Annotated in this window: 20 protein-coding genes; 18 read left to right on the top strand and 2 right to left on the bottom strand. The window is 70.4% G+C overall.

The features are described from left to right. Positions 1-4 precede the first annotated feature (4 nt). From AC07DC_RS04555 to AC07DC_RS04500, 12 genes are all read left to right on the top strand, one after another. Entirely contained in the window at positions 5-4,390 is a 4,386-nt protein-coding gene (locus AC07DC_RS04555) for a non-ribosomal peptide synthetase (protein ID WP_478911754.1), read from the top strand. Continuing rightward, the gene (locus AC07DC_RS04550; RefSeq protein ID WP_478911752.1) at positions 4,387-4,740 is read left to right on the top strand and encodes an acyl carrier protein; all 354 of its coding nucleotides are present in this window, start codon (positions 4,387-4,389) and stop codon (positions 4,738-4,740) included. Before AC07DC_RS04555 ends, AC07DC_RS04550 begins: the two co-directional genes overlap by 4 nt. Continuing rightward, a complete protein-coding gene (locus AC07DC_RS04545; protein WP_478911750.1) occupies positions 4,737-5,498 on the top strand; it encodes a thioesterase II family protein in 762 nt (253 codons plus the stop codon). Before AC07DC_RS04550 ends, AC07DC_RS04545 begins: the two co-directional genes overlap by 4 nt. Next, positions 5,492-6,115 carry a LysE family translocator gene (locus AC07DC_RS04540; RefSeq protein ID WP_478911748.1) on the top strand — a complete coding sequence of 208 codons (624 nt, stop codon included), beginning with the start codon at positions 5,492-5,494 and terminating at the stop codon, positions 6,113-6,115. The genes AC07DC_RS04545 and AC07DC_RS04540 overlap by 7 nt, the downstream gene beginning before the upstream one ends. A gap of 137 nt (positions 6,116-6,252) precedes the next feature. Beyond that, positions 6,253-6,804, top strand: a complete 552-nt coding sequence (locus tag AC07DC_RS04535) for a PadR family transcriptional regulator (RefSeq protein WP_478911746.1) — start codon at positions 6,253-6,255, stop codon at positions 6,802-6,804. Positions 6,805-6,826: 22 nt separating this feature from the next. Continuing rightward, positions 6,827-8,527, top strand: coding sequence for an acyl-CoA dehydrogenase (locus tag AC07DC_RS04530; protein ID WP_478911744.1), 1,701 nt, complete (start codon positions 6,827-6,829; stop codon positions 8,525-8,527). 148 nt (positions 8,528-8,675) lie between these two features. Then, positions 8,676-9,617 (top strand): hypothetical protein, encoded by a 942-nt coding sequence (locus AC07DC_RS04525; RefSeq protein WP_478911742.1) that lies wholly within the window; start codon positions 8,676-8,678, stop codon positions 9,615-9,617. A 148-nt stretch (positions 9,618-9,765) separates the two neighbouring features. Next, positions 9,766-10,851: an S-(hydroxymethyl)mycothiol dehydrogenase gene (locus AC07DC_RS04520; RefSeq protein ID WP_478911740.1), complete on the top strand. Its 1,086-nt coding sequence runs from the start codon at positions 9,766-9,768 to the stop codon at positions 10,849-10,851. Then, complete coding sequence (locus AC07DC_RS04515; RefSeq protein WP_478911738.1) at positions 10,851-11,489, top strand: MBL fold metallo-hydrolase; 639 nt, start codon at positions 10,851-10,853, stop codon at positions 11,487-11,489. Before AC07DC_RS04520 ends, AC07DC_RS04515 begins: the two co-directional genes overlap by 1 nt. 139 nt (positions 11,490-11,628) lie before the next feature. Continuing rightward, positions 11,629-11,991: a bifunctional 3-phenylpropionate/cinnamic acid dioxygenase ferredoxin subunit gene (locus AC07DC_RS04510; RefSeq protein WP_478911736.1), complete on the top strand. Its 363-nt coding sequence runs from the start codon at positions 11,629-11,631 to the stop codon at positions 11,989-11,991. Continuing rightward, the gene (locus AC07DC_RS04505; protein WP_478911734.1) at positions 11,988-13,160 is read left to right on the top strand and encodes an NAD(P)/FAD-dependent oxidoreductase; all 1,173 of its coding nucleotides are present in this window, start codon (positions 11,988-11,990) and stop codon (positions 13,158-13,160) included. Before AC07DC_RS04510 ends, AC07DC_RS04505 begins: the two co-directional genes overlap by 4 nt. 91 nt (positions 13,161-13,251) lie before the next feature. Further along, positions 13,252-14,388 (top strand): aromatic ring-hydroxylating oxygenase subunit alpha, encoded by a 1,137-nt coding sequence (locus AC07DC_RS04500; RefSeq protein WP_478911732.1) that lies wholly within the window; start codon positions 13,252-13,254, stop codon positions 14,386-14,388. On the opposite strand, the gene AC07DC_RS04495 is transcribed toward AC07DC_RS04500, so the two are convergent. Then, positions 14,376-15,122: an IclR family transcriptional regulator gene (locus AC07DC_RS04495; RefSeq protein WP_478912608.1), complete on the bottom strand. Its 747-nt coding sequence runs from the start codon at positions 15,120-15,122 to the stop codon at positions 14,376-14,378. The genes AC07DC_RS04500 and AC07DC_RS04495 overlap by 13 nt on opposite strands. 203 nt (positions 15,123-15,325) lie before the next feature. Here AC07DC_RS04495 and betA point away from each other — a divergent pair, with 203 nt between their 5' ends. Next, positions 15,326-16,984 (top strand): choline dehydrogenase, encoded by a 1,659-nt coding sequence (gene betA / locus AC07DC_RS04490; protein WP_478911730.1) that lies wholly within the window; start codon positions 15,326-15,328, stop codon positions 16,982-16,984. After that, complete coding sequence (locus tag AC07DC_RS04485) at positions 16,981-17,802, top strand: methylenetetrahydrofolate reductase (protein WP_478911728.1); 822 nt, start codon at positions 16,981-16,983, stop codon at positions 17,800-17,802. Before betA ends, AC07DC_RS04485 begins: the two co-directional genes overlap by 4 nt. Positions 17,803-17,878: 76 nt before the next feature. On the opposite strand, the gene purU is transcribed toward AC07DC_RS04485, so the two are convergent. Next, the gene (gene purU / locus AC07DC_RS04480; RefSeq protein WP_478911727.1) at positions 17,879-18,751 is read right to left on the bottom strand and encodes a formyltetrahydrofolate deformylase; all 873 of its coding nucleotides are present in this window, start codon (positions 18,749-18,751) and stop codon (positions 17,879-17,881) included. 196 nt (positions 18,752-18,947) lie between these two features. Between purU and AC07DC_RS04475 the strand changes: the two genes are divergently transcribed. From AC07DC_RS04475 to AC07DC_RS04460, 4 genes are all read left to right on the top strand, one after another. Further along, entirely contained in the window at positions 18,948-20,423 is a 1,476-nt protein-coding gene (locus AC07DC_RS04475) for an aldehyde dehydrogenase family protein (protein WP_478911725.1), read from the top strand. Between the two features lie 66 nt (positions 20,424-20,489). After that, complete coding sequence (locus AC07DC_RS04470; RefSeq protein ID WP_478911723.1) at positions 20,490-21,584, top strand: quaternary amine ABC transporter ATP-binding protein; 1,095 nt, start codon at positions 20,490-20,492, stop codon at positions 21,582-21,584. Next, positions 21,584-23,596 carry an ABC transporter permease gene (locus tag AC07DC_RS04465; protein WP_478911721.1) on the top strand — a complete coding sequence of 671 codons (2,013 nt, stop codon included), beginning with the start codon at positions 21,584-21,586 and terminating at the stop codon, positions 23,594-23,596. The genes AC07DC_RS04470 and AC07DC_RS04465 overlap by 1 nt, the downstream gene beginning before the upstream one ends. Before the next feature lie 23 nt (positions 23,597-23,619). Beyond that, entirely contained in the window at positions 23,620-24,609 is a 990-nt protein-coding gene (locus tag AC07DC_RS04460; protein WP_478911719.1) for an ABC transporter substrate-binding protein, read from the top strand. Positions 24,610-24,854: the final 245 nt, after the last annotated feature.

Here is a 24,854-nt window from a genome sequence, read left to right as displayed (position 1 = left end):
GTACATGTCGAACGAGTCCTTTCCGCTGACCGAGATCCAGTACGCCTACTGGGTCGGACGCGGACCCAACTTCGTCCTCGGAAACGTCGCACCCCACGCCTATTTCGAACTGGAGGGGCGCCGCCTGGACGCGGATCTCCTCACCCGCGGCTGGCGACATCTCGCCGACCGCCACGACATGCTGCGAGCCGTGGTCGACGACGACGGCAGGCAGCGGGTCCTGCCCGACACCCCGCCCTTCGAGATCATCTGCGAGGACCTGTCGCAGGCCTCGCCGGAGACCGTGCGGGAACGGCTCGACGCCACCCGCGCGGAGATGTCGGAGCGGGTGTACGACCCGTCGCGCTGGCCGCTGTTCGACATCCGCGTCAGCCGGCTGGCCGACCACGACCGGCTGCACATGAGCCTCGATCTGCTGATGGTCGACCTGGCCAGCATCACCGTCCTGTTCAGCGAGTGGAGTGCGCTGTGCCAGGACCCCGGCCTGGTCCTGCCTCCGATCGATGTCACCTTCCGCGACTATGTGCTGGCGCTGGAGGAGGGCACCGAAGCGCCGCGCCACAAGAGGTCGCTGGACTACTGGGCGGCGCGCGCCGACACCCTCGCGCCGCCCCCGGAACTGCCGCTGGCCAAGGCGCCGGCCGCGATCCCCAAACCCGGTTTCACCCACCGCGAGTTCCATCTGCCGTCGGAGGACTGGCAGCGGCTGCAGGCGCGGGCCGAGAAGCGCGGACTCACCCCGACCGCGGTCCTGGCGACCGTCTTCGCCGAAGTCCTCGCCACCTGGAGCGGCACCTCCCGCTTCACGCTCAACCTCACGCTGTTCAACCGGTTGCCGCTGCTGCTCTCCCAGGACGACACCGGCCGCCGCATCGTCCATCCGCATCTGCGCCGGGTCATCGGCGACTTCACCTCCATCTGCCTGCTGGAGATGGACACCACCGGGGCGCCCTTCGACGAACGGGTCGTCCGCACCCAGACCCAACTCCAGCAGGATCTGCGGCATCGCTACGTCAGCGCTCTGCACACCCTGCGCGAGCGCCGCAGGCGCGGTCTGCAGAGCGGTTTCGAGACCATGCCCGTCGTCTTCACCAGCGGACTCGGCACGGTCGCCGACGTGTCCACCCCGATGGCGTACTTCGGCGACATCAACTACCGGCTCAGTCAGACCCCGCAGGTGTGGCTGGACCACCAGGTCGTCGACTTCACCGGCTCCCTCGACCTGACCTGGGACTGCGTCGAGGAGCTCTTCCCCGAAGGACTCCTCGACGCCATGTTCGCCACCTACTGTGACGCCGTGGCCCGGCTCGCGGACGAGGAGCAGGGCGAGGCGTACTGGACGTCAGACGCCGGCGTCGGCCTGCCCGTCGACCAACTGGCCGCCCGCGCAGAGGCCAACGCCACCGCGGTCCCGGCTCCCGCGGGGCTGCTGCAGGACGGAATGCTCCGCTGGGCGCAGCGCGACCCGGCGCGACCCGCGGTGCTGCACAGCTCGGGCACCGTGTCCTACGGTCGGCTCGCCGAGCAGGCCGGCGAACTGGCCGCCCGGCTGGCCGGCACGTGCCCCGGCGCCCCGGCCCGCGACCGGCTGGTCGCCGTCACCCTGGAGCGCGGCCCCGACCAGGTGGCCGCCGCGTACGGCGTGCTGCTCGCCGGAAGCGCGTATCTGCCCGTCGGGTCCGACCTCCCCGAACAGCGCCGCACCACCCTCATGACGGACGGTGAGGCGATGGCCGTCATCACCGACAGCGCCCTCGACGCCCGGCTCGCCTGGCCCGAGAACCTTCCCCGGCTGCTCACCGACGTCCTGCCGCCCGCACCGGCCGCCGGCACCTCGCCCACGGAGACCGCCGACCCCGCCGACCTCGCCTATGTGCTGTACACCTCCGGATCCACCGGCACGCCCAAGGGCGTGATGATCGAACACGGAGCCGCCCTCAACACCGTCGCCGACATCAACCAGCGCTTCGGGGTCGGCCCGCAGGACCGGGTCCTCGGCCTGGCGGGCCTCGGTTTCGACCTCTCCGTCTACGACCTGTTCGGCACCCTCGCCGCCGGGGGCGCCCTGGTGCTGCCCGACGAGGAGCTGCGCCGGGAACCCTCGCACTGGGCGGAGCTGATGGCCCGGCACGGCGTCACCGTGTGGAACTCGGTGCCCGCGCAGATGCAGATGCTCGTCGAGCACCTCGAAGCGGGAGCCGACATCCCGGCGGGTCTGCGCCTGGTGCTGCTCAGCGGCGACTGGATACCCCTCGACCTACCCGGCCGGATCACCGCCCTGTGGCCGGACGCGCAGGTCATCAGCCTCGGCGGCGCCACCGAGGCCTCCATCTGGTCCAACTGGCACCCCGCGGAAGAGGTCCCGGCCGGGCTGCCGAGCATCCCGTACGGAAAGCCGCTGGCCAACCAGGCCTTCCACGTCCTCGATCAACGGCTGCGGCCCTGCCCGACCTGGGTGGCCGGCGAGCTGTACATCGAGGGGTGCGGACTGGCCCGCGGCTACTGGGGCGACGCGGAGCGCAGCGCGGCCTCCTTCATCACCCACCCCGTCACCGGCGTGCGCCTCTACCGGACCGGTGACTACGGTCGCTATCTGCCGGACGGCACCCTGCAGTTCCTCGGCAGGCGGGACGGCCAGGTCAAGATCGGCGGCCACCGGATCGAGTGCGGCGAGGTGGAGGCGGTCCTCGCCGGACACCCCGGCGTCGAGCGCGCCGTGGTGGTGAAGTCGTCCGACGACAGCGCCGGCGCCCGGCTGCTCGGCTACGCAGTACCGGACCGCACCGACGGTTCGCTGCTCCGTACGGTGTCCGCCGACCCGGCGGACACGGCCCGATGTCGCACCGCCCTGCGTTCCGCGGCGGCGACCGCCGCCCCCGGCCCCACAGCCGCCGAACTGCTCGACGCCTGGGCCCGACTGGACGACGTCCACGTCCACGCCGCGGCCGCCGCGTTCCGGGCCCTCGGCCTGCCGCACCAGGTCGGCGAGCGTTTCGACCCGGCCGCGGCCCGCGCCGCCGGAGTCGTCCCGCGCTACGAACGCTGGACGGACCGCGCGGTCGGCGTCCTGCTGGACCGCGGCTTCCTGCGCACCACCCCGGACGGCCTGTGCGTCGCCCGGGAGCTGCCGCAGTCCCTCTCCGCCGAGATCACGGACGGCGCCCGCAGGGCGCTGACCGGCACCCTCGCGGTGGACGACGACCTCGTCGACTGGATGCTGGAACTGTCCGGCAACCTCGCCGCGATCCTCACCCAGTCACTGCACTCCGCCGAGCTGTACACCTCCGACCGCACCCCCGAGGTGTACGCCCGGCTCTTCGGCCCCGCCTACCACGTGGCCACCGAGGCCGTCCGGGCCCTGGCCGCGCAGTGGCCGGCCGACCGGCCGCTGCGGATCCTGGAGGTCGGCTCCGGCTACGGCACCCTCACCGGCCATCTGCTGCCGCACCTGCCCGCCGATCGCACCGACTACCTCTTCACCGACATCTCCGGCTACTTCCTGGAGCGCGCGCGGGAGGAGTTCGCCGGCTACCCGTTCGTCCACTACGGCATCTACAACCTCGACCAGCCCCCGGAGCTCCAGGGCCATGACGAGCTGACCGCCGACCTGGTGATCGCGGCCAGCGTGTTGCACGACACCCGCGGTATCGACATCTCCCTGAACGCCCTGCGGTCCGTCCTCGCCCCCGGCGGCAGCCTGCTGATGATCGAACAGACCGCCATGCACCCGTGGTTCGATCTCACCATGGGACTCCAGCAGGGCTTCGACGGCTACGAGGACACCGGGCTGCGCACCTGGGGCCACCCGCTGCTGGACCGCGGACAGTGGACCGACCGGCTGGCCGCCGCGGGCTTCACCAGCAGCGCGGTGCTCACCCGGGACGGCGACGGCCCGGCCGCCGTCGGATTCGATGTGATCCACGCGCAGGGACCCGACCAACGGGCCACGTTCGACCAGCAGGCACTGCGTGAGTACGCGGCCGAGCGGCTGCCGAAGCACATGGTCCCCGGCCGCATCCATCCGCTGGACGCGATCCCGCTCAGCCACACAGGCAAGGTCGACCGGACCGTCCTGGCCAAGGCGGGCTCGCGCGGCCAGGGCCGCAACCGGATCTCCAGCCCCCCGATCACCGACCGGCAGCTCAAACTGGCCGGCATCTTCGCCGGCGTACTGGGCCTCAACCAGGTCGACCTGGCGGACGACTTCCTGGAGGAGGGCGGTGACTCGCTGCTCGCCGCCCGGCTCGCCGCGGGACTGCAGGAGACCTTCGGGGAGGTGGTGCCGGTGGCCGTGATTCTGCAGAACTCGACGGTCGCGGCGCTCGACGGCTGGTTCGAGGAGATCCTCGGCCCGTCCACCCCGCTCACCGACGTACTGGAGGGAGCATGACGACCCGGATGATCCAGACGCCCAAGATGCTGCTCACCGAGGAGCAACTCACCGACTGGCTGGTGGACTTCATCACCGAACTGCTCGACATCCGCTCCGAGGAGGTCGGTACCGACATACCGTTCGGCTTCCTGGGAGTGGACTCCGCCACCACGCTGGTGCTGATCTCCGATCTGACCTCACGCACCGGCCGGGACGTCCGGCCCGCCGAAGTCTTCGCGCACCCGACGATCGCGGAACTCGCCGCCCATCTGGCCGGTTCCGGTACGGCGAATGCGGCTCCGGCCCCAGCGGACGCGGCTCCTGCAGGGACGGTGTCCGCGACGGGATCCGTGGTGGGTGCCGAATGAACACCCACACCACACCCGCGGCCCGATGGCTGGTCCGCGTCCCGACGGGGGACCGTCCCGGCCCCGCCCGCCGGGTGTTCTGCTTCCCGCACGGCGGGGGCGCGGCGGCCGAGTACATCCGCTGGGGCCGGGGGCTGCGGGACGTCGAGTTCATCGCCGTCCAACTGCCCGGCCGCAGCGGACGGATCGGCCAGGAGCCCTTCACCGACATGGCGTCCCTCGTCGGCGCGCTGGTGGACGAGGTCACCTTCACTCCGCCCTACACGCTCTTCGGCCACAGCCTCGGCGCCCTGATCGCCTACGAGCTGGCCCACGCCCTGCGGGCGGCCGGCCGGCCGCTTCCGGAACGGCTGCTGGTCTCCTCGTACCCCGCTCCCCACCTGCCGAGGCAGCGCAGCGGCCTGCACCGGCTCCCCGACGACGAGCTCCTCGACGAGGTGGGGCGCAGGCACGGCGGCATCCCGGAGGAGGTCCTCGACCATCCCGAACTCCGGGAGGCGGCGGCGCGCTGCCTGCGGGCCGACTACGCGATCCTGGAGACCTACAGCTGGCAGCCGCGCGAGCCGCTGCCGGTACCGGTGACGGTGCTGGGCGGGCGCGAGGACCCCCTGGTCACCCGGGATCAGCTGGCGGCTTGGGAGGAGCTCACCACCGTACGGCCGTGCCCGGTGCGGACCTTCCCCGGCGGGCACTTCTATCTCCGGCAGGGGCCGCAGCACGCCGTCCACCGGCTCCTGACCGCGGAGGCGCCGTGCTGACCTTCGCCGTGGCCGCGTTCGTCCTCATCATGATCCCGGGTCCCGACCAGGCGCTGATCACCCGTAACGCACTGATGGGCGGACGCGGCGCCGGGCTGTACACGATGGCGGGCGGCATGCTCGGTCTGAGTGTGCACATCAGCGCCGCGTCACTGGGGGTCTCGGCGCTGCTGCTCGCCTCGGCCACCGCGTTCACGGTGCTCAAGGTGGTCGGCACCGTGTATCTGGTGTGGATGGGTGTGATGACCCTGCGCAGCGCCCGCCGCGGCAGGCCGCAGGAGCGGAAACCGGCCGCGGCGTCGCCGTCCGCTCCGGGGCTGCCCGCACGGCGCTGCGTGCGGGACGGCTTCCTGTCCAACGCGCTCAACCCCAAGGTCGCCCTGTTCTTCGTGACCTTCCTGCCGCAGTTCCTGCCGACGGAGGGCGCGACGCTGGGGCGGGCGCTGGTGCTGTCGGTGGTGTTCGTGCTGCTGTACCTGCTGTGGTTCAGCCTGTACGTGCTCACCGTCGATCATTTCGGCGCGCTCCTTCGCCGTCCGTCGGTACGCAGCCGCATAGAGCAGGCCACCGGCGGACTGCTGATCGCCTTCGGGATCCGGCTGGCGATCCTGCACTGACCCTTCGGTCGCCCGGTCCGGGCCCGGCCCCCCTCGGGCGCCGGGCCCGGACCGGCGCTCGTCGCCGTGCGTGATCCGTGTCTCAACCGGGCCGGGCGTCATTGCCTATGCAACTCGTTGCATAGCAGGATGCGGGCATGGCACTAGAGCACGCGATCCTCGTCTCCCTGCTGGAGCAGCCCGGCTCCGGGTACGAGCTGGCGCGCCGCTTCGACCGTTCCATCGGCCGCTTCTGGACCGCCACCCACCAGCAGATCTACCGGGTGCTGCGCCGGATGGAGACGGACGGCTGGATCCTCGCCGAGGAGGTCGCCCAGGACGGGCGGCCCGACAAGAAGGTCTACTCCGCCGCCGGGCCGGGCCGGGCGGCCCTGGCGTCCTGGCTGCGCGAGCCCGTCGAACCGGAGACCGTCCGGCACGAACTCGCCGTCAAGATCCGCGCCGCCGCCTTCGACGGTCCGGCCGCGCTGACCTCGCTGATCTCCGAGGTCGAGCGGCACCGCGAGAGCCATGCCGCGCTGCTGGCCCGCTACCTCACTGGCGAGCGGCGCGACTTCCCCGACCCGGCCTCGCTCTCCGCCCAGCAGGAGCTGCAGCACGTGGTGCTGCGCGGCGGCATCGAGTACGAGCGGATGACCCTGGCCTGGCTGGACGACGTGCTCGCCACGCTCCACCGACTTGCCAACTGACCCTCATTTCACTGGAGTTGACATGCTCTTCAATCCGCGCACGTACGATCCCGTGCAGTTCGACGAGCGCACCCGCCGGCTGCTCCGCGCCACCGTCGACTGGTTCGAGGCACGCGGCAAGAAGGCACTCATCGACACCTACGTCGAGCGCGCCTGGTACGGCGACTTCCTCGAATTCGCGGCGAAGGAGGGGCTGTTCGCGGAGTTCCTCACCCCCTCCTCCGTGGACGGCTCGAAGCGCTGGGACACGGCGCGGATCGCCGAGCTGAACGAGATCCTCGGCTTCTACGGCCTGGGCTACTGGTACACCTGGCAGGTCACCATCCTGGGTCTGGGACCGGTCTGGCAGAGCGAGAACGAAACCGTGCGCGCGCACGCCGCCGAGCTCCTGGCGGACGGCCATGTCATGGCGTTCGGTCTCTCCGAGCGGACGCACGGCGCGGACATCTACTCGACCGACATGATCCTCACCCCGGACGGCGAGGGCGGCTTCACCGCCAGCGGCCCCAAGTACTACATCGGCAACGGCAACGTCGCCGGCCTGGTCTCGGTCTTCGCCCGCCGCTCGGACATCGAGGGCCCGGAGGGCTACGTCTTCTTCGCCGCCGACAGCCGGCACGAGGCATACCACCTGGTGAAGAACGTGGTGAACGCGCAGATGTACGTGAGCGAGTTCCGCCTCGACGGCTACCCGGTGCGTGCGCAGGACGTGCTGCACACCGGCAAGGCCGCCTTCGACGCCGCGCTGAACACCGTCAACGTCGGCAAGTTCAACCTCTGCACCGCGTCCATCGGCATCTGCGAGCACGCGATGTACGAGGCCGTCACGCACGCGCACAACCGGGTGCTGTACGGCCGGAAGGTCACCGACTTCCCGCACGTGCGCCGCGAGCTGACCGACGCGTACACCCGCCTCACCGCGATGAAGCTGTTCAGCGACCGCGCTGTCGACTACTTCCGCTCCGCCTCGCCCGAGGACCGCCGCTACCTGCTCTTCAACCCGATGACCAAGATGAAGGTCACCACCGAGGGCGAGAAGGTCATCGACCTGATGTGGGACGTCATCGCGGCCAAGGGCTTCGAGACGGACACCTACTTCGACAAGGCCGCGCGCGACATCCGCGGCCTGCCGAAGCTGGAGGGCACGGTGCACGTCAACCTCGCCCTGATCCTCAAGTTCATGGGGAACTACCTGTTCAACCCGGCCGAGTACCCCGTCGTGCCGAGCCGCCTCGACCCGGCCGACGACACCTTCCTGTTCCAGCAGGGCCCGGCCCGGGGCCTGGGCGCGATCCGCTTCCACGACTGGCGCACCGCGTACGACGCGCACGCGCACCTGCCGAACGTGGCGCGCTTCCGCGAGCAGGCGGACGGCCTCTGCGCGCTGCTCCTGACCCACGCGCCGAGCGAGGCCCAGCAGCAGGACCTGGACTTCCTGCTGGAGATAGGCCAGCTCTTCGCCCTGGTGGTCTACGGCCAGCTGGTGCTGGAGCAGGCCGAGACGACCGGCCTGGACGCCGACCTGCTGGACGAGATCTTCGACGTCCTGGTGCGTGACTTCTCCGCCCACGCCACCGAGCTGCACGGCAAGAGCTCGACCACCGACGAGCAGGCCGCCTGGGCGCTGGCCCACGTCCGCCGCCCGGTCTCGGACGCGGGCCGCGCGGCCCGCGTCTGGGAGCAGGTGGCGGCCCTGTCGGGTGCGTACGATATGCAGCCGTAGGACGCGTCGAGGGGGTGCCACGCGCCGGTGCGGCACCCCCTCGACGTCCGCCCGGTGCGCGCCGCCGTGACCGGCGCAGTTGTCATCGCGATAACGATTCAGGGTGAAATCTGTCCGGTGCTCCCGGTTCGCTCTAGGCTCCGGCGCCATGGCGATACTCAGACCCCGCAGGAGAACGACCCCGCGCTTGGCTCCGGAACTCGACGACATCAAGGCAGGGAAGGTCCGTAACCAGCTGGTAGCCCCGCAACGGCCCGGGAACATGGGCGTCCTGTCCGGTCTGCTGGAGCAGGTGATCCAGGACGCGGGGCGGGACTGGGACCGCCGTACACACCGGATCGTCGTCCTCGCCGGAGCGGCCTCGCCGGCCCTCGCGAAGTCCTGGCTCCGCAGCTCACCCGGCATCGCCGACGCGATGCTCTTCCACGCCTGGGTGAGTCTGGTGCACGGCGGCCTGGACGAGAGTCCGGCGGAATCGCAGTCCGTGGCCGACGCCTGCTACGCGGCAGCCGACCTGGAGCCGGAGGACCCGCTGCCGTGGGTCACCCTGCTGGGGCTCCTGAGAGTCCTGCGCCGTCCGTCGCGGGAGGTCTTCTCCGTCTGGCGCGAGATCACGGCGCGCGACAGCTGGAACCGTGAGGCGCATCTGCAGATGCTCGGCTACCTCTCTCCCGACGAGTGCGGCTCCCACGGGCAGAGGCTCGACTTCGTCGACGCGGCGCGCTCCGCGATGCCGCCGGGGGCCCCGGCCGCGAGCGTGGAGCTGGTCTCGATGATCGAGCGCCATCACCGGACGGTGTCGGCCGGCGGCGTCACGGAGCTGCTGGCGCGCCGGCAGTGGCAGCAGTCGCCCATGTCGGACGCCCTGGACCGGGCGTTCGCCGACTGGCCCAGGCCCGGGTTCCTCACGCACGCGGCCGCGCTGGCGGACCTCAACCTGCTGGCGTACGCCCTCGTGCAATCCGGCCGTTCGCTGGACGCGGCCGAGGTGTTCAAGGCGATCGGCGCACCCGTCACACCGTGGCCGTGGGTGCTGGACGGCGACCCCCTGGAGCAGTACACGTACTGGCATGCCCGCGTTACGCGGTGAACCGCGGAGCCGCGGCGGGTCCCGCCCCGGGCGCGAAACCCGGGGGGCGCACCCGCCCCGGTCCTTGACCGCCGAGTTCGCTTCACGGATCCTTTCGTTGCGACGCGTGCGCTGCGTGCCGCGATAAGCAACCAGCCGAGGAGCAGTCATGGCTCACCAGGTTCGTGCCGTCATCGCCCGGGGGAAGGGCTCCCCGGTCAGTCTGGAAACGATCATCGTGCCGGACCCCGGACCGGGCGAAGCCCTGGTGAAGGTCCAGGCCTGCGGGGTCTGCCACACCGACCTGCACTACCGCGAGGGCGGCATCAACGACGACTTCCCCTTCCTCCTCGGCCACGAGGCGGCGGGGGTGGTCGAGGCGGTCGGCGAGGGCGTGAGCGATGTGGCCCCCGGCGACTTCGTGATCCTCAACTGGCGTGCGGTGTGCGGTCAGTGCCGCGCCTGTCGGCGTGGTCGCCCCTGGTACTGCTTCGACACCCACAACGCCCAGCAGAAGATGACCCTGCTCGACGGCACCGAGCTCTCCCCGGCGCTGGGCATCGGCGCCTTCGCCGAGAAGACCCTCGTCCACGCCGGGCAGTGCACCAAGGTCGACCCGGCCGTCTCCCCGGCGGTCGCCGGGCTGCTGGGCTGCGGTGTCATGGCCGGTATCGGCGCCGCGATCAACACCGGCAACGTCGGCCGCGGTGACTCGGTCGCCGTCATCGGCTGCGGCGGCGTCGGCGACGCGGCCATCGCCGGGGCCCGGCTGGCCGGCGCGGCGAAGATCATCGCGGTCGACATCGACGACCGCAAGCTCGAGACCGCGCGGCGGATGGGCGCCACCCACACCGTCAACTCCAAGACCACCGACCCCGTCGAGGCCATCCGCGAGCTGACCGGCGGCAACGGCGCCGATGTCGTCATCGAGGCGGTCGGCCGCCCGGAGACGTACCGGCAGGCGTTCTACGCCCGCGACCTGGCCGGGACCGTCGTGCTGGTGGGCGTGCCCACGCCCGAGATGAAGCTGGAGCTGCCGCTGCTGGACGTCTTCGGGCGCGGCGGCGCGCTGAAGTCGTCCTGGTACGGCGACTGCCTGCCCAGCCGCGACTTCCCGATGCTGATCGACCTCTATCTGCAGGACCGCCTCGACCTGGGAGCCTTCGTCACCGAGACGATCGCCCTGGACGACGTCGAGAAGGCCTTCGACCGGATGCGCCAGGGCGACGTGCTGCGCTCGGTGGTGGTCTTCTGATGGCCGCCCCTGCCGTCCGCATCGACCATGTCGTCACCAGCGGGACGTTCCGTCTCGACGGCGGCAGCTGGGACGTCGACAACAACGTCTGGATCGTCGGCGACGACAGCGAGGCGATCGTCATCGACGCCGCGCATGACGCCGCCGCCATCGCCGCCGCCGTCGGGGACCGTTGGCTGCGCGCGATCGTGTGCACGCACGCCCACAACGACCACATCGACGCGGCCCCCGCGCTGGCCGCACTGACGGGTGCGCCGATCCTGCTCCACCCGGAGGATCTCTTCCTGTGGAAGCAGACCCACCCGGAACGGTCCCCCGACGGCGAACTCGCCGACGGCCAGGTGCTGTCGGTGGCCGGGACCGAGCTGACCGTCCTGCACACCCCGGGCCACGCGCCGGGCGCCGTCTGTCTGTACGCGCCCGCGCTGGGCACCGTCTTCACCGGCGACACGCTGTTCGCCGGCGGGCCGGGTGCCACCGGCCGTTCCTTCTCGCACTTTCCGACGATCATCGACTCCATCCGGGAGCGGTTGCTCACCTTGCCGCCCGACACGGTCGTACGCACCGGACACGGCGACGGCACGACCGTCGGAGCCGAGGCACCGCAGCTCGACGAATGGATCAAGAGAGGCCACTGACCGCCCCTGAACTGCCCGTTCGTACGTCAACCGCCCCATGCTGTGGGGCGGTTTTCGTGTCTCTTGACAGCGGCTGGGGGCGCCTCCAAACTGTTGTTGCGCTCCCCGCAATCAGTTTCGTCATACGCACCGAGGTGTCATGAAGATTCCCGTGTGCCGGCTCGCGGATCTGCCGCGAGGCGAGGCCTACCGGCTCGAAATCGACCCCCCTGTCTCGGTGTTCCACACCGACGACGGAGAGGTCTTCGCCATCGACGACACGTGCACCCACCAGGACGCCTCGCTCGCGGACGGCTGGCTGGAAGGGTGCGAGGTCGAATGCCCGCTGCACGCGTCGAAGTTCGACCTGCGCACCGGCGCGGTCGACGCGATGCCGGCCAAGCGGCCCGTCCGTACGCACCAGGTCCTCGTCGAGGACGGCATGATCTACATCGAGCCGTCCCTGGCCGCGCCCAATCTCCCGCCCTGCGTCGGGGCCCGGCTCGCCGGAGGCCCCGCGTGAGAACCGTGGCCGTGGTGGGTGCCTCGCTCTCCGGTCTGTCGGCCGCCCGCTCCCTGCGCAAGCAGGGGTACGACGGGCGGCTCGTCATCATCGGCGACGAACCCCACCGGCCGTACGACCGGCCGCCGCTGTCCAAGGAGTTTCTCGCCGGGACCATCGGTGAGGCCGACCTCGCACTGGAGGCGGAGGACGAGGAGCTGGGCGCGCGGTGGCTGCTCGGCACCCGTGCCACCGGCTTCGATCGCAACGAGCGCCTGGTGCGTCTCGCCGACGGCACAGCTGTCCGTGCCGACGGCTTCGTCATCGCCACCGGCGCCGCCGCCCGCACCCTGCCGGGCCGCGAGGGCCGTGGCGCCCTGGCCGGCGTCCATACGCTGCGCACCCTGGACGACGCCCGCGCGCTGCGCGCCGACCTTGCCCGCGGCGGGCGCCTGGTCGTCATCGGCGGCGGCTTCATCGGTGCCGAGGTCGCCTCGACCGCGTACGGCCTCGGGCTGGACGTGACGGTCGTCGAGGTCTCGCCGACCCCGCTGGCCGGACCGCTCGGGGAGACGATGGGCGGTGTCGTGTCATCGCTCCACGCGGACCACGGCGTGCGGCTGTTGTGCGGCGTCGGGGTCAAGGCACTCAGCGGCGGATCGACCGTGGACGCGGTCCTGCTGGCGGACGGCCGCAGGCTGCCCGCCGACACCGTCGTCGTCGGGGTGGGCGCCCGGCCGAACGTGGAGTGGCTGGAGAGCTCCGGCGTCGAGTTGGAGAACGGCGTCAAGTGCGGTGCGGACGGCCGCACCAGCCTCGCCGGCGTCGTGGCGGTCGGCGACTGCGCCAACTGGTACGACCCCGCGGCCGGCATCCACCGCCGCGTCGAGCACTGGACCGGCGCACAGGAACGCCCCGCCGTCGCCGTGGCCACCCTGCTCTCCGGCGGAGCTGGGCAACCGGGCCCCGTACGGCCGCCGTACTTCTGGTCGGACCAGTACGGCGTACGGATCCAGTTCGCGGGCCATGCGGCCGTGGCCGACAGCGTCACGGTCGAGGAGGGGGCGGCGCACGACCGCAGCTTCCTCGCGGTCTACCGCCGCGCCGGTGATCCGGTCGCGGTGCTCGGTATGGACCAGCCCCGGCTGTTCACGCGCTGGCGCAGGCAACTGGCTGCCGCCGGCTCTTGACAGCGCGGCCCACGCGCCACATTCTGCCCGCTAGAAGTTGCGTAATCCACGTCAGGTTGCACATCACACAACATCCCCGGGGAGTGCCCACGTGACATCGACCAGCCTGCCGGACAGCCTGATCGCCACCCTCCCCGGCTCCTGCTACACCGATCCGGGGATCTTCGCCCAGGAGCAGGAGCGCATCTTCGAGACGATGTGGTTCTGCGTCGCGCGCTCCGCCGAACTCGCCAGGCCCGGCGCCTTCAGGACCGTCGACGTGGGCCGTGAGAGCATCCTCGTCACCCGCTCCCGCGACCACGCGATCCGCGCCTTCTTCAACGTCTGCCGGCACCGCGGCGCGAAGCTCCGCACCGAGGAGGCCGGCGCGGTCGAGCGGGCCTTCCAGTGCCCGTACCACGCCTGGACGTACGACCTCACGGGCAAGCTGATCGCCGCTCCCAACCTCACCAAGATGCCGGACGTCGGTCGCACCGAGTACGGCCTGGCGAGCGTGCACGTACGCGAATGGCTCGGCTACGTCTGGGTCTGCCTGGCCGAGGAGCCGCCCTCCTTCGAGGAGCAGGTCATCGGCGCGGTCGTGGCGCGGCTGGGCGAGGTGGAGCCGATCGAGCACTACGACATCGAGAACCTCGCGGTCGGCAAGCGCATCGTGTACGACGTCAGGGCGAACTGGAAGCTCATCATCGAGAACTTCATGGAGTGCTACCACTGCGCGACGATCCACCCCGAACTCACCGAGGTCCTGCCGGAGTTCGCCGACGGCTATGCCGCGCAGTACTACGTCGGCCACGGCGCCGAGTTCGGCGCGGACATCCAGGGCTTCACGGTCGACGGCACCGAGGGACTGGACCGGATACCGGGCGTCTCCGACGACCAGGACCGCCGCTACTACGCGATCACCGTCCAGCCGCAGGTCTTCATCAACCTCGTGCCGGACCATGTCATCTTCCACCGGATGTACCCGGTCGCCGCCGACCGCACGATCGTCGAGTGCGACTGGCTCTACCTGAAGGACGTCGTCGACAGCGGCAAGGACGTCACCCGCTCCGTCGAGCTCTTCGACCGCGTCAACCGGCAGGACTTCGACGCCTGCGAGCGCTGCCAGCCCGCCATGAGCTCGCGGCTGTACGCCAAGGGCGGCGTCCTGGTCCCCAGCGAGCACCACATCGGCGCCTTCCACACGTGGGTCCAGGAGCGGCTGGGGGCGGCTCCTCAGCCGAGGTAGCCCATGCGGTGGCTGATCTCCGCCGCTCCTCTGATCAGCACCGGCGCCAGCTCGTGCATCCGCTCCTCGGTGAAGCGGTAGGACGGCCCGGAGACCGTGACCGCCGCGATGACCTCGCCGTCGCGGGAGCGGACGGGCGCGGCCATGGCGTGCAGGCCGAGCTCCAACTCCTCCAGGGTCCAGGCGTAGCCGCGCTCCCTGGCCTCGGCGAGGTTCTTCTCGAGCTTGGTCTTCGAGGTCAGGGTGTGCGGGGTGATCTTCTCCAGACCCGCCTCCGCGATCAGCTCGGCACGCTCCCGGGCGGGCAGGTGGGCCAGCAGGATCTTGCCGCTGGAGGTGGCGTGCAGCGGGGTCAGCTGGCCGACCCAGTTGTGCGCGGTGACGGCGCCGGGGCCGCGCACCTGGAAGAGGTTGATCGCGAACTGCTTCTCCAGGACCGCGATGTTGACGGTCTCCTCGAGCTCTTCGGCCAGCCGCTCGCAGGCCGGACGTCCCTGCTGGGTGATGTCGATACGCCCGGTGACCGCGCCGGCCAGCCGCACGATCCCGAAGCCGAGCCGGTACTTGCCGCGCTCGTTGGCCTGCTCCACCAGGCCGCGCGCTTCCAGGGCGCCCAGCAACCGGAAGGCGGTCGACTTGTGCACGTCGATCTCCGCGGCCACTTCACTCACACCGGCCTCGCCGCGCTGGGCGAGGATCTCCAGGACGCTGATCGCGCGGTCGACGGACTGCACTCCGCCGGTCTGCGGCCCGGCTGTTTCGTTATCTGCACTGAAGTTGCTCACAGCGAAACTATACGCGCGGTAAACAACGGCCCGAAGGAAGCGACAGGGGGAATCTCGGCGATCCAAGTTGCGTTGCACGCAACCTGGTGCGTATGGCGGTACTCGTACTAGCATGCCTCGCGTATCGACGGCGCGAGCGAGACGAGACAGCCATGGCTCCCTTGCAGTACGACTTCGTCATCGTCGGCGGCGGCTCGGCCGGCAGCGCACTGGCCAACCGGCTCTCCGCCGATCCGGCCAACCGCGTGCTGGTGCTCGAAGCCGGCCGCTCCGACCACGCGTGGGACATCTTCATCCAGATGCCCGCCGCCCTCACGTTCCCCATCGGCAGCCGCTTCTACGACTGGAAATACGAGTCGGAGCCCGAGCCGCACATGGGCGGCCGCCGCGTCTACCACGCCCGCGGCAAGGTCCTGGGCGGCTCCAGCAGCATCAACGGCATGATCTTCCAGCGCGGCAACCCCCTGGACTACGAGCGCTGGGCCGCCGACCCGGGCATGGAGAAGTGGGACTACTCCCACTGCCTGCCCTACTTCCAGCGCATGGAGAACTGCCTGGCGGCCGACCAGGACGACGAGTTCCGTGGCCACGACGGCCCGCTCGTGCTCGAGCGCGGCCCCGCGTCCAGCCCGCTCTTCCCCGCCTTCCTCGCGTCCGTCCAGGAAGCCGGCTACCCGCTCACGGACGACGTCAACGGCTACCGCCAGGAGGGCTTCGCCGCCTTCGACCGCAACGTCCACCGGGGCCGTCGCCTCTCCGCCTCCAAGGCCTATCTGCACCCCGTCATGAAGCGGCCCAACCTGACGGTCAGGACCCGGGCGCTCGTCACCCGCGTCCTGTTCGAGGGCAAGCGCGCGGTGGGCGTGGAGTACCAGCGCGGCCGCGGCAAGCCGCAGCGGGTGCGGGCCGGTGAGGTCATCCTCTGCGGCGGCGCCATCAACTCACCCCAGCTGCTCCAGCTCTCCGGCGTCGGCCGGGCGGAGGAGCTGCGCGAACTCGGCATCGACGTCGTCCACGACCTGCCGGGCGTCGGCGAGAACATGCAGGACCACCTGGAGGTCTACGTCCAGTACGCCTGCAAGCAGCCCGTCTCCATGCAGCCGTACATGAAGAAGTGGCGCTACCCCTTCATCGGCCTGCAGTGGCTGTTCCGCAAGGGTCCGGCCGCCACCAACCACTTCGAGGCGGGGGGCTTCGCCCGCAGCAACGAGGACGTCGACTACCCCAACCTGATGTTCCACTTCCTGCCGATCGCGGTCCGTTACGACGGTTCCTCGCCGGCCGGCGGGCACGGCTACCAGGTGCACGTCGGGCCCATGTACTCCGACGCCATCGGCTCGGTGAAGATCAGGAGCAAGGACCCGCGCGAGCATCCGGCGCTCCGCTTCAACTACCTGTCGACCGAACAGGACCGGCGGGAGTGGGTCGAGGCGATCCGGGTGGCACGCAAGCTGCTCAACCAGCCCGCCATGGAGCCGTACAACGCCGGCGAGGTCTCTCCCGGGCCGTCGGTCGCGACGGACGAGGAGATCCTGGACTGGGTCGCCAAGGAGGGCGAGACGGCCCTGCATCCGTCCTGCACCTGCAAGATGGGCACCGACGAGATGGCGGTCGTGGCGCCGGACAGCCTGCGGGTGCACGGCGTGGATGGTCTGCGCGTCGTGGACGCGTCCGTCATGCCCTACGTCACCAACGGCAACATCTACGCCCCCACGATGATGATCGCCGAGCGGGCGGCGGACCTCATCCTCGGCAAGGACCCCCTGCCGCCCTCCAAGGCGGAGTACTACCGTCACCGCGACCCCCGGTGAGAACCCTGCTGCGGCGGGTCCGCTACGAGGTCCTGCCGGCCGACTCCACCGAGGAGAAGGTCGTCGCCCATGTCCCGCGCGACGTCGTGATCACCGTCACCGCGTCGCCGGTCAAGGGCCTCGACCCCACGCTCGACCTCACCGTCCGGCTCGCGGGCCATGGCTACCGCGTCGTCCCGCACGTGCCCGCGCGGCTCCTGCGCGACGGTGCGCACGTCGCGGATATCGTCGACCGGCTCCGGGCCGCCGGCGTGGACGACGTCTTCGTCCCGGCCGGTGACGCGAACCCGCCGGCAGGCGCGTACGAAGGGGCCCTGCCCGTACTGCGGCGGCTGGGCGAGCTGGGCAGCCCCTTCCGGCACGTCGGCATCACCGGCTACCCCGAGAGACATCCGCTGATAGCCGACGACATCACCATCCAGGCCATGTGGGACAAGCGCGCCCACGCCACGTACATCGTCAGCAACCTGTGCTTCGACTCGCACGTCCTGGGGGAGTGGCTCACGCGCGTCCGGCGCCGCGGCGTCACCCTCCCGGTTCATGTCGGTGTGGCCGGGTCCGTCGAGCGGACGAAGCTGCTCGCCATGGCCACCAAGATCGGCGTCGGCGAGTCGACGCGCTTCCTCGCCAAGCACGCCTCGTGGTTCGTCCGCCTCGCCGCGCCCGGCGGCTACTCGCCGGAGCGGCTCCTGGCGCGCACCGCGCCCGCGCTGACGGCGCCCGCGGCGGCGGTGGCGGGGCTGCACGTCTTCACGTTCAACCAGATCTCCGAGACCGAACGCTGGCGCCGCGCGATGCTGGACCGCGCCGGAGGTTGAGATCCCCGACGCCGCCCCGCGATCGTGTACGGCCGGGTGTCACGGCCGGCCGCTACGGCCGGGGTGCCACGGAGCTTCAGCGGAAGACCACCGTACGGTTCCCGTCGATCATGACGCGGCTCTCGCTGTGCCATTTCACCGCATGCGCGAGCACCTGCGCCTCGACATCCCGCCCCACCGTCACCAGCTCTTCCGGGTCGAGCGAGTGGTCGACCCGGACCACGTCCTGCTCGATGATCTGCCCCTCGTCGAGCTCCGGCGTGACGTAGTGCGCCGTCGCCCCGACCAGCTTCACTCCGCGGTCGTATGCCTGGTTGTAGGGGCGCGCGCCCTTGAAGCTCGGCAGGAAGGAGTGGTGGATGTTGATCGCCCGCCCCTCCAACTGCTTGCAGAGCTCATCGGACAGGACCTGCATGTAGCGGGCCAGCACCACGAGCTCGACGTCCAGCTCGCGCACCAGCTCCAGCAGCCGCGCCTCGGCCTCGCCCTTGGTCTCCCGCGTCACCGGCACGTGCAGGAACGGCACGCCGTACGTCGTCGCCAGTTCCTCGAACTCCCGGTGGTTCGAGACGATCGCCGGGATCTCGATGTTGAGCGAACCGGTCCGCTGCCGGAAGAGCAGGTCGTTGAGGCAGTGGCCGAACTTGGACACCATGATCAGCGTGCGCGTCGGCGTGGCCGCGTCCCGCAGCGTCCACCTGACCCCGTACGCCTCGGCGACCGGGCCGAATCGGCTACGCAGGGTTTCGAGACCGGTGTCCGGATCAGAGATGTCGAAGTGGACCCTCATGAAGAACCGGCCCTTGAGCCGTTCGTCGAACTGCTGACTCTGCAGGATGTTGCCGGAGTTCCGTACGAGGAAGCCGCTCACCGCGTGGACGATGCCGGCCCGGTCCGGGCACGAGAGGGTGAGGACGTACTCGTGGCCCGGTTGCGGTCGAGGAGACATGTGCGACCTCCGCTGGTGCGTAATGAGCAACAGGGTGAGTGATACGCAACATGGTCCAGGCCCGCGCCACCTGCGGTCAAGAGGTGGAAGCCGCAGGTATCAACCTCTTGACGCGCGCCACCCGTTCGGCCAGGGTGTTCCACCACAAGCAATTCGATGCGCTATGCGCAACGGATTCGTCTGAAGGGCTCCGCGAGTGGCAGACCTGTACGTGGACGGTGAGTGGCGCGGCCCGGCTGAGGGTGGCAGCCGGGAGATCCGCTGCCCGGCCGATGGCACGCTCGTCGCCACCGTGGCCGAGGGGACGCGGGCCGACACCGAGGCCGCGATCCTCGCGGCCCGCCGCGCGTTCGACGCGGGTCCGTGGCCGAGGACACCGGAGCGGGAGCGCGGGGCGCTACTCCTTCTCGTGGCCGACATCCTGGAACGGGACGCCAAGGAGTTCGCCCGGGCCGAATCGCTCGACACGGGCAAGCGCCTGGTGGAGAGCGAGTACGACATCGCGGATGTCGTCAACTGCTTCCGCTACTACGGCGGGGTCGCGGGCACGAGCGCGGGCCGGGTCATCGACACGGGCCGGGACGACGCCGTCAGCCGGGTCGTCTATGAGCCGATCGGTGTCTGCGGCCTGATCACCCCCTGGAACTACCCGCTCCTGCAAGCCTCCTGGAAGGTCGCGCCGGCCCTCGCCGCGGGCAACACCCTGGTCCTGAAGCCCAGTGAGCTGACCCCGTCCACCGCGATCCTGCTCATGCGGGCGCTGGAGGAGGCCGGGCTCCCCGCCGGAGCCGCCAACCTCGTCCTGGGCACCGGCCCGGAGGTGGGCGCGCCGCTCTCCGAGCATCCCGACGTGGACATGGTCTCCTTCACCGGCGGGCTGGAGACCGGGAAGCGGATCATGGCCGCTGCCGCCGCGACCGTGAAGAAGGTCGCGCTGGAGCTCGGCGGCAAGAACCCCAACGTCATCTTCGCCGACGCGGACTTCGAGACGGCGGTGGACTTCGCGCTCACCGCCGTCTTCCTGCACTCGGGCCAGGTCTGCTCGGCCGGCGCCCGTCTGATCGTCGAGGACTCCCTGCACGACGCTCTCGTCGACGAGGTCGTACGCCGCGCGCGGTTGATCCGCCTCGGCGGACCCTTCGACGCCGAGGCCGAGACCGGCGCGCTGATCTCCGCGGCCCACCGCGACAAGGTCGAGGCCCATGTCGCCGCGGGCATCGCCGAAGGCGCCGTGCTGCGCTGCGGCGGCGCCCGCCCGAGCGACCCCGCGCTCGCGGACGGCTTCTACTATCCGCCGACCGTTCTCGACGCGTGCACGCAGGACATGCGCGTGGTGCACGAGGAGTCCTTCGGCCCGGTGCTGACCGTCGAGCGCTTCCGGGACGGCGACGAGGATGACGCCGTACGCATCGCCAACGACACGGAGTTCGGACTGGCCGGCGCCGTATGGACGCAGGACGCGGGCAGGGCGCAGCGCGTCGCCCGGCGGCTGCGGCACGGCACCGTATGGATCAACGACTACCACCCCTACGTGCCGCAGGCGGAGTGGGGCGGGTTCGGGCAGTCGGGCGTGGGCCGGGAGCTGGGACCTGCCGGCCTGGACGAGTACCGCGAGCCCAAGCACATCTGGCAGAACATCCAACCGCGGCCGCAACGCTGGTTCCGCGGCTGAAGCCCCGAGCCCTGAAGCTCCGTAGCCCTGAAGGCCGAACACCTGAATCCCGGAAAGAGGTCGACAGTGATCCCAGCACAGACCGAGGCGTCGCAGCAGCGCGACACGTCCCAGGACCAGGCTCAGGGCCGGACCCCGGTCGTCTCCGTGCGCGGGCTGTGGAAAGTGTTCGGGCCGAAGGCCGAGAAGGTGCCGGAGTCCAAGGAGTTGTGCGGTCTGTCGCGCCGCGAGCTCATGGACCGCGCGGGCTGCACGGCGGCGGTGCGGGACGTGAGCTTCGACGTGTCGCCCGGCGAGGTCTTCGTCGTCATGGGCCTGTCCGGCTCGGGCAAGTCCACCCTCGTGCGATGTCTGACCCGGCTGGTCGAACCCACCGCCGGCCAGGTCCTCTTCGAGGGCGAGGACATCCGCGACGCCGACCCCAAGCGACTGCGGGAGCTCCGCCGCCACAAGTTCTCCATGGTCTTCCAGCACTTCGGGCTGCTGCCGCATCGCCGCGTGGTCGACAACGTCGCGTACGGCCTGGAAATTCGCGGCATGGGCAGGGCGGAGCGCACCAGGCGCGCCCTCGAAGTCGTCGAGCTGGTGGGCCTGTCCGGCTACGAGAACTCCTACCCCGCCCAGCTCTCCGGCGGAATGCAGCAGCGCGTCGGCCTCGCCCGGGCGCTGGCCGGCGACCCGGATGTGCTCTTCTTCGACGAGCCGTTCTCCGCGCTGGACCCGCTGATCCGGCGGGACATGCAGAACGAGGTCATCCGGCTGCACCACGAGGTCGGCAAGACCATGGTGTTCGTCACCCATGACCTGTCCGAGGCGCTCAAACTCGGCGACCGCATCCTGATCATGCGCGACGGCAGGACAGTCCAGTGCGGTACGGGCGACGAGCTGGTCGGCGCCCCCGCCGACGACTACGTACGCGAATTCGTGAAGGACGTGCCGCGCGCCGATGTCCTGACCCTGCGCTGGATCATGCGCCCGGCGGGGACGGACGACGCCCTCGACGGCCCAGAACTGGGCCCGGACGTGGTGGTGCGGGAGGCGACCCGCGCGGTGCTGGCGGCCGACAAGCCGGTCAAGGTCGTCGAGAACGGCAAGCTGCTGGGCATCGTCGGCCACGAGGAGATCCTCGCGGTGGTAGCGGGCGTGGAAGGCGGTGCGTGATGGCCGTCGTCGCCGAGACGCCCGCGCGGCCGAAGGCGATCCGCGCGGTCCCGCGCCGGGTCGTGGTCGCCGGGATCCTGGTCGCCTGGCTGGTGCTCTTCGCCGTGCTGCGCGGCCACCAGACGCTCGCGCTCGCGGCGGCCGACCTGACCGGGCTGCACCGCTGGTTCAACGACGTCAATGACACGATCGGCGCCGACCGCAACAGCAATCCGCTCTTCCTGTACTTCTTCAACGAGATCCGGCTGGTCATCGACAACCTGGTGACCTTCATCCAGTCGTTGATATCCACGCCCGCGGCCGGCCGCGGGGTCCCGCAGATCGGCTGGCTCGGAGTCGTCGGCATCGTCGGCTACGTCTCCTGGGCCTTCGGCAGCGCGCGCGTCGCCCTGCTCGCCATGGCCGGCTTCACCTTCTTCGGGCTGCAGGGCCTGTGGCAGGAGAGCATGGACACCCTGGCGCTGACCCTCTCGGCGGTCTTCGTCTCGCTCCTCGTCGGCATCCCGCTCGGCGTGTGGGCCGGGATGTCCGACCGGGCCGAGCGGATCATGACGCCCTTCCTGGACTTCATGCAGACGATGCCCACGTTCGTCTATCTCGCCCCGCTCACGCTCTTCTTCCTCATCGGTCCGGCCTCCGCCACGATCGCCACGCTGATCTACGCGGCGCCTCCCGCGATACGCATCACCGCGCACGCCATCAGGTCGGTGCCCGGGACCACGGTCGAGGCGGCCTACTCGCTGGGCTCGACGCGGCGGCAGACGCTCACCAAGGTGCTGCTGCCGATGTCCCGGCGGACCGTGGTGATGGGCATCAACCAGACCATCATGGCCGCTCTGTCCATGGTCACCATCGCCGCGCTGATCGACGCCCCCGGCCTCGGCAAGACCGTGGTCAAGGCCCTGCAGTCGCTGGACGTCGGCACCGCCTTCAACGCCGGTCTCGCCATCGTCGTCATGGCCATCGTCCTCGACCGTGTCACGACGGCGGCGAGCGAACGCGGCGGTACGGAGGCACCCGCGGCCGGGGGTGCCGGCCGGCCGGGCGGCATCTTCCTGAAGTGGCGCCGGCACCTGCTGGTGGCGGGCGGTGTGGTGGCGGCGGTCCTGGTGTATCCGTCGCACACCTATGTGTGGGCGGCGGAGTTCCCCGGCGAGGGGAGCACCGGCAGCACCATCGCGAGCGCGGCCGACAACGTCACCACCTGGGCGCAGGACCACCTCTCCGGGATGACGAACGCGCTGCGCGACGCCGTCACCAACGGCCTGCTCAACCCCTTCCAGTCGCTGCTGACCGACTCCCCGTGGTGGCTGGTCGGTGCCGTCCTGGTCGCCGTCGGCGCCGTACTCGGCGGCCGGCGGGCCGGGGCCACGACAGGGGTGTGCGTCGGTCTGCTGGTCGGCACGGGCATGTGGTCGGACAGCATGACGACGCTGGCGTCGACCGCCGTGGCGACCGTGCTGGTGATGGCGCTCGGCGTCGTGGTGGGCGTCTGGATGGGGCGCAGCCCGATGGCCGACCGGATCATCCGGCCCAGTCTTGACGCGGCGCAGGTCATGCCGCCGTTCGTCTATCTGGTGCCGTTCCTCGCGCTGTTCGGGGCGACCCGGTTCACCGCGATCGTCGCCGCGGTGGTCTATGCCGCGCCCGTCACCATGAAGATCATCGCGGACGGGGTGCGGGCGGTACCGGAGACCACCGTCGAGGCGGCCACGGCTGCCGGGTCCAACACCTGGCAGATCATCACCAAAGTCCAACTGCCGATGGCACGCAGCGCCCTGGCTCTCGCCACCAATCAGGGCCTGATCTACGTGCTGTCGATGGTTGTTGTGGGCGGCCTGGTCGGTGCGGGCGCCCTCGGTTACGACGTCGTGGCCGGCTTCTCGCAGGGCCAGCTGTACGGCAAGGGCTTGGCGGCGGGGCTGGCCATCGTGCTGCTCGGCGTCATGTTCGACGGGATCACTCAGGCGGCGGCGCGGCGCACCACGGCGGTGAACGGCAGTCGGCACTAAGGCAGTCAAAAGGAGCACGACACATGGCAATACACCTCGTCGCGGGCACCGGTTCCGCGAGACGGCGCGCCGGCGTGGCCGGACTGGTGGCACTCGGCCTCGCCCTCACGGCCTGCGGAGGCGCCAAGGTCGGTGACACCTCCTCCGACGCGGGCGGCAGCTCCGGCAAGTGCGGGAACTTCAACCTCGCGGTCAACCCGTGGGTCGGCTACGAGGCGGACGCGGCGGTCGTCGCCTATGTCGCGCAGCACAAACTCGGCTGCACGGTCAAGAAGAAGGATCTGAAGGAGGAGGTCGCGTGGCAGGGCTTCGGGACGGGTGAGGTCGACGCCGTCCTGGAGAACTGGGGCCACGACGATCTGAAGAAGAAGTACATCACCGATCAGAAGACCGCCGTCGCGGCCGGCCAGACCGGCAACAACGGGGTCATCGGCTGGTACGTACCGCCGTGGCTCGCGAAGAAGTACCCGGACATCACCAGCTGGAAGAACCTCAACAAGTACGCGTCGCAGTTCAAGACCTCGGAGTCGGGCAGCCAGGGCCAGCTGCTGGACGGCGACCCGTCGTACGTCACCAATGACGCGGCGCTGGTGAAGAACCTGAACCTGAACTTCAAGGTGGTGTACGCGGGCAGCGAGACCGCGCTCATCCAGGCCTTCCGGCAGGCCGAGAAGCAGCAGCAGTGGATCATCGGCTACTTCTACGAGCCGCAGTGGTTCCTGTCCGAGGTGCCGCTGGTCAAGGTCGAGCTACCCCCCTACAAGGCGGGTTGTGACGCCGTCGCGGCGGCGGTCGCCTGCGACTACCCCGTGTACGACCTGGACAAGATCGTCAGCACCAAGTTCGCCGCGTCGGGCAGCCCGGCCTACAACCTGGTCAAGAACTTCTCGTGGACCAACGACGACCAGAACCTCGTGGCGAAGTACATCGCCGTCGACAAGATGTCGGACGAGGCGGCGGCGAAGAAGTGGGTCGACGCCAACGCCGACAAGGTCGCCGCCTGGGTGAAATGACCCGTCGGGTGGCGGGCGGACGTTCCGCTGCGGATTCCCCCTGACGAGGTCCGGGGGAGGGGCGGGCCGGCGCGACCGACCACCGGCGTGAGGCGCGCCGACGAGACCGCAACCGCAGTGCCCGGTGGGCTGTTCCGACAGCCCGCCGGGCACTGTCGTTTGCCCCCTTGACACCTCCCGGAGGGACCGGCACATTGAGTTGCGCAACCTGAAGCTTGTTGCGCTGAAAGCAACTCGAACTGCTG

The sequence above is a fragment of the Streptomyces sp. NPDC045021 genome (assembly GCF_056432645.1).
This window is presented reverse-complemented; position numbering and strand designations above follow the sequence as displayed.

Bases quoted from the DNA above. Each gene is read 5' to 3' on its own strand.
- AC07DC_RS04555 (WP_478911754.1), top strand. From the start codon at position 5: ATGTCGAACGAGTCCTTTCCGCTGACCGAGATCCAGTACGCCTACTGG.
- AC07DC_RS04550 (WP_478911752.1), top strand. From the start codon at position 4,387: ATGACGACCCGGATGATCCAGACGCCCAAGATGCTGCTCACCGAGGAG.
- AC07DC_RS04545 (WP_478911750.1), top strand. From the start codon at position 4,737: ATGAACACCCACACCACACCCGCGGCCCGATGGCTGGTCCGCGTCCCG.
- AC07DC_RS04535 (WP_478911746.1), top strand. From the start codon at position 6,253: ATGGCACTAGAGCACGCGATCCTCGTCTCCCTGCTGGAGCAGCCCGGC.
- AC07DC_RS04530 (WP_478911744.1), top strand. From the start codon at position 6,827: ATGCTCTTCAATCCGCGCACGTACGATCCCGTGCAGTTCGACGAGCGC.
- AC07DC_RS04525 (WP_478911742.1), top strand. From the start codon at position 8,676: ATGGCGATACTCAGACCCCGCAGGAGAACGACCCCGCGCTTGGCTCCG.
- AC07DC_RS04520 (WP_478911740.1), top strand. From the start codon at position 9,766: ATGGCTCACCAGGTTCGTGCCGTCATCGCCCGGGGGAAGGGCTCCCCG.
- AC07DC_RS04515 (WP_478911738.1), top strand. From the start codon at position 10,851: ATGGCCGCCCCTGCCGTCCGCATCGACCATGTCGTCACCAGCGGGACG.
- AC07DC_RS04510 (WP_478911736.1), top strand. From the start codon at position 11,629: ATGAAGATTCCCGTGTGCCGGCTCGCGGATCTGCCGCGAGGCGAGGCC.
- betA (WP_478911730.1), top strand. From the start codon at position 15,326: ATGGCTCCCTTGCAGTACGACTTCGTCATCGTCGGCGGCGGCTCGGCC.
- purU (WP_478911727.1), bottom strand. From the start codon at position 18,751: ATGTCTCCTCGACCGCAACCGGGCCACGAGTACGTCCTCACCCTCTCG.
- AC07DC_RS04465 (WP_478911721.1), top strand. From the start codon at position 21,584: ATGGCCGTCGTCGCCGAGACGCCCGCGCGGCCGAAGGCGATCCGCGCG.
- AC07DC_RS04460 (WP_478911719.1), top strand. From the start codon at position 23,620: ATGGCAATACACCTCGTCGCGGGCACCGGTTCCGCGAGACGGCGCGCC.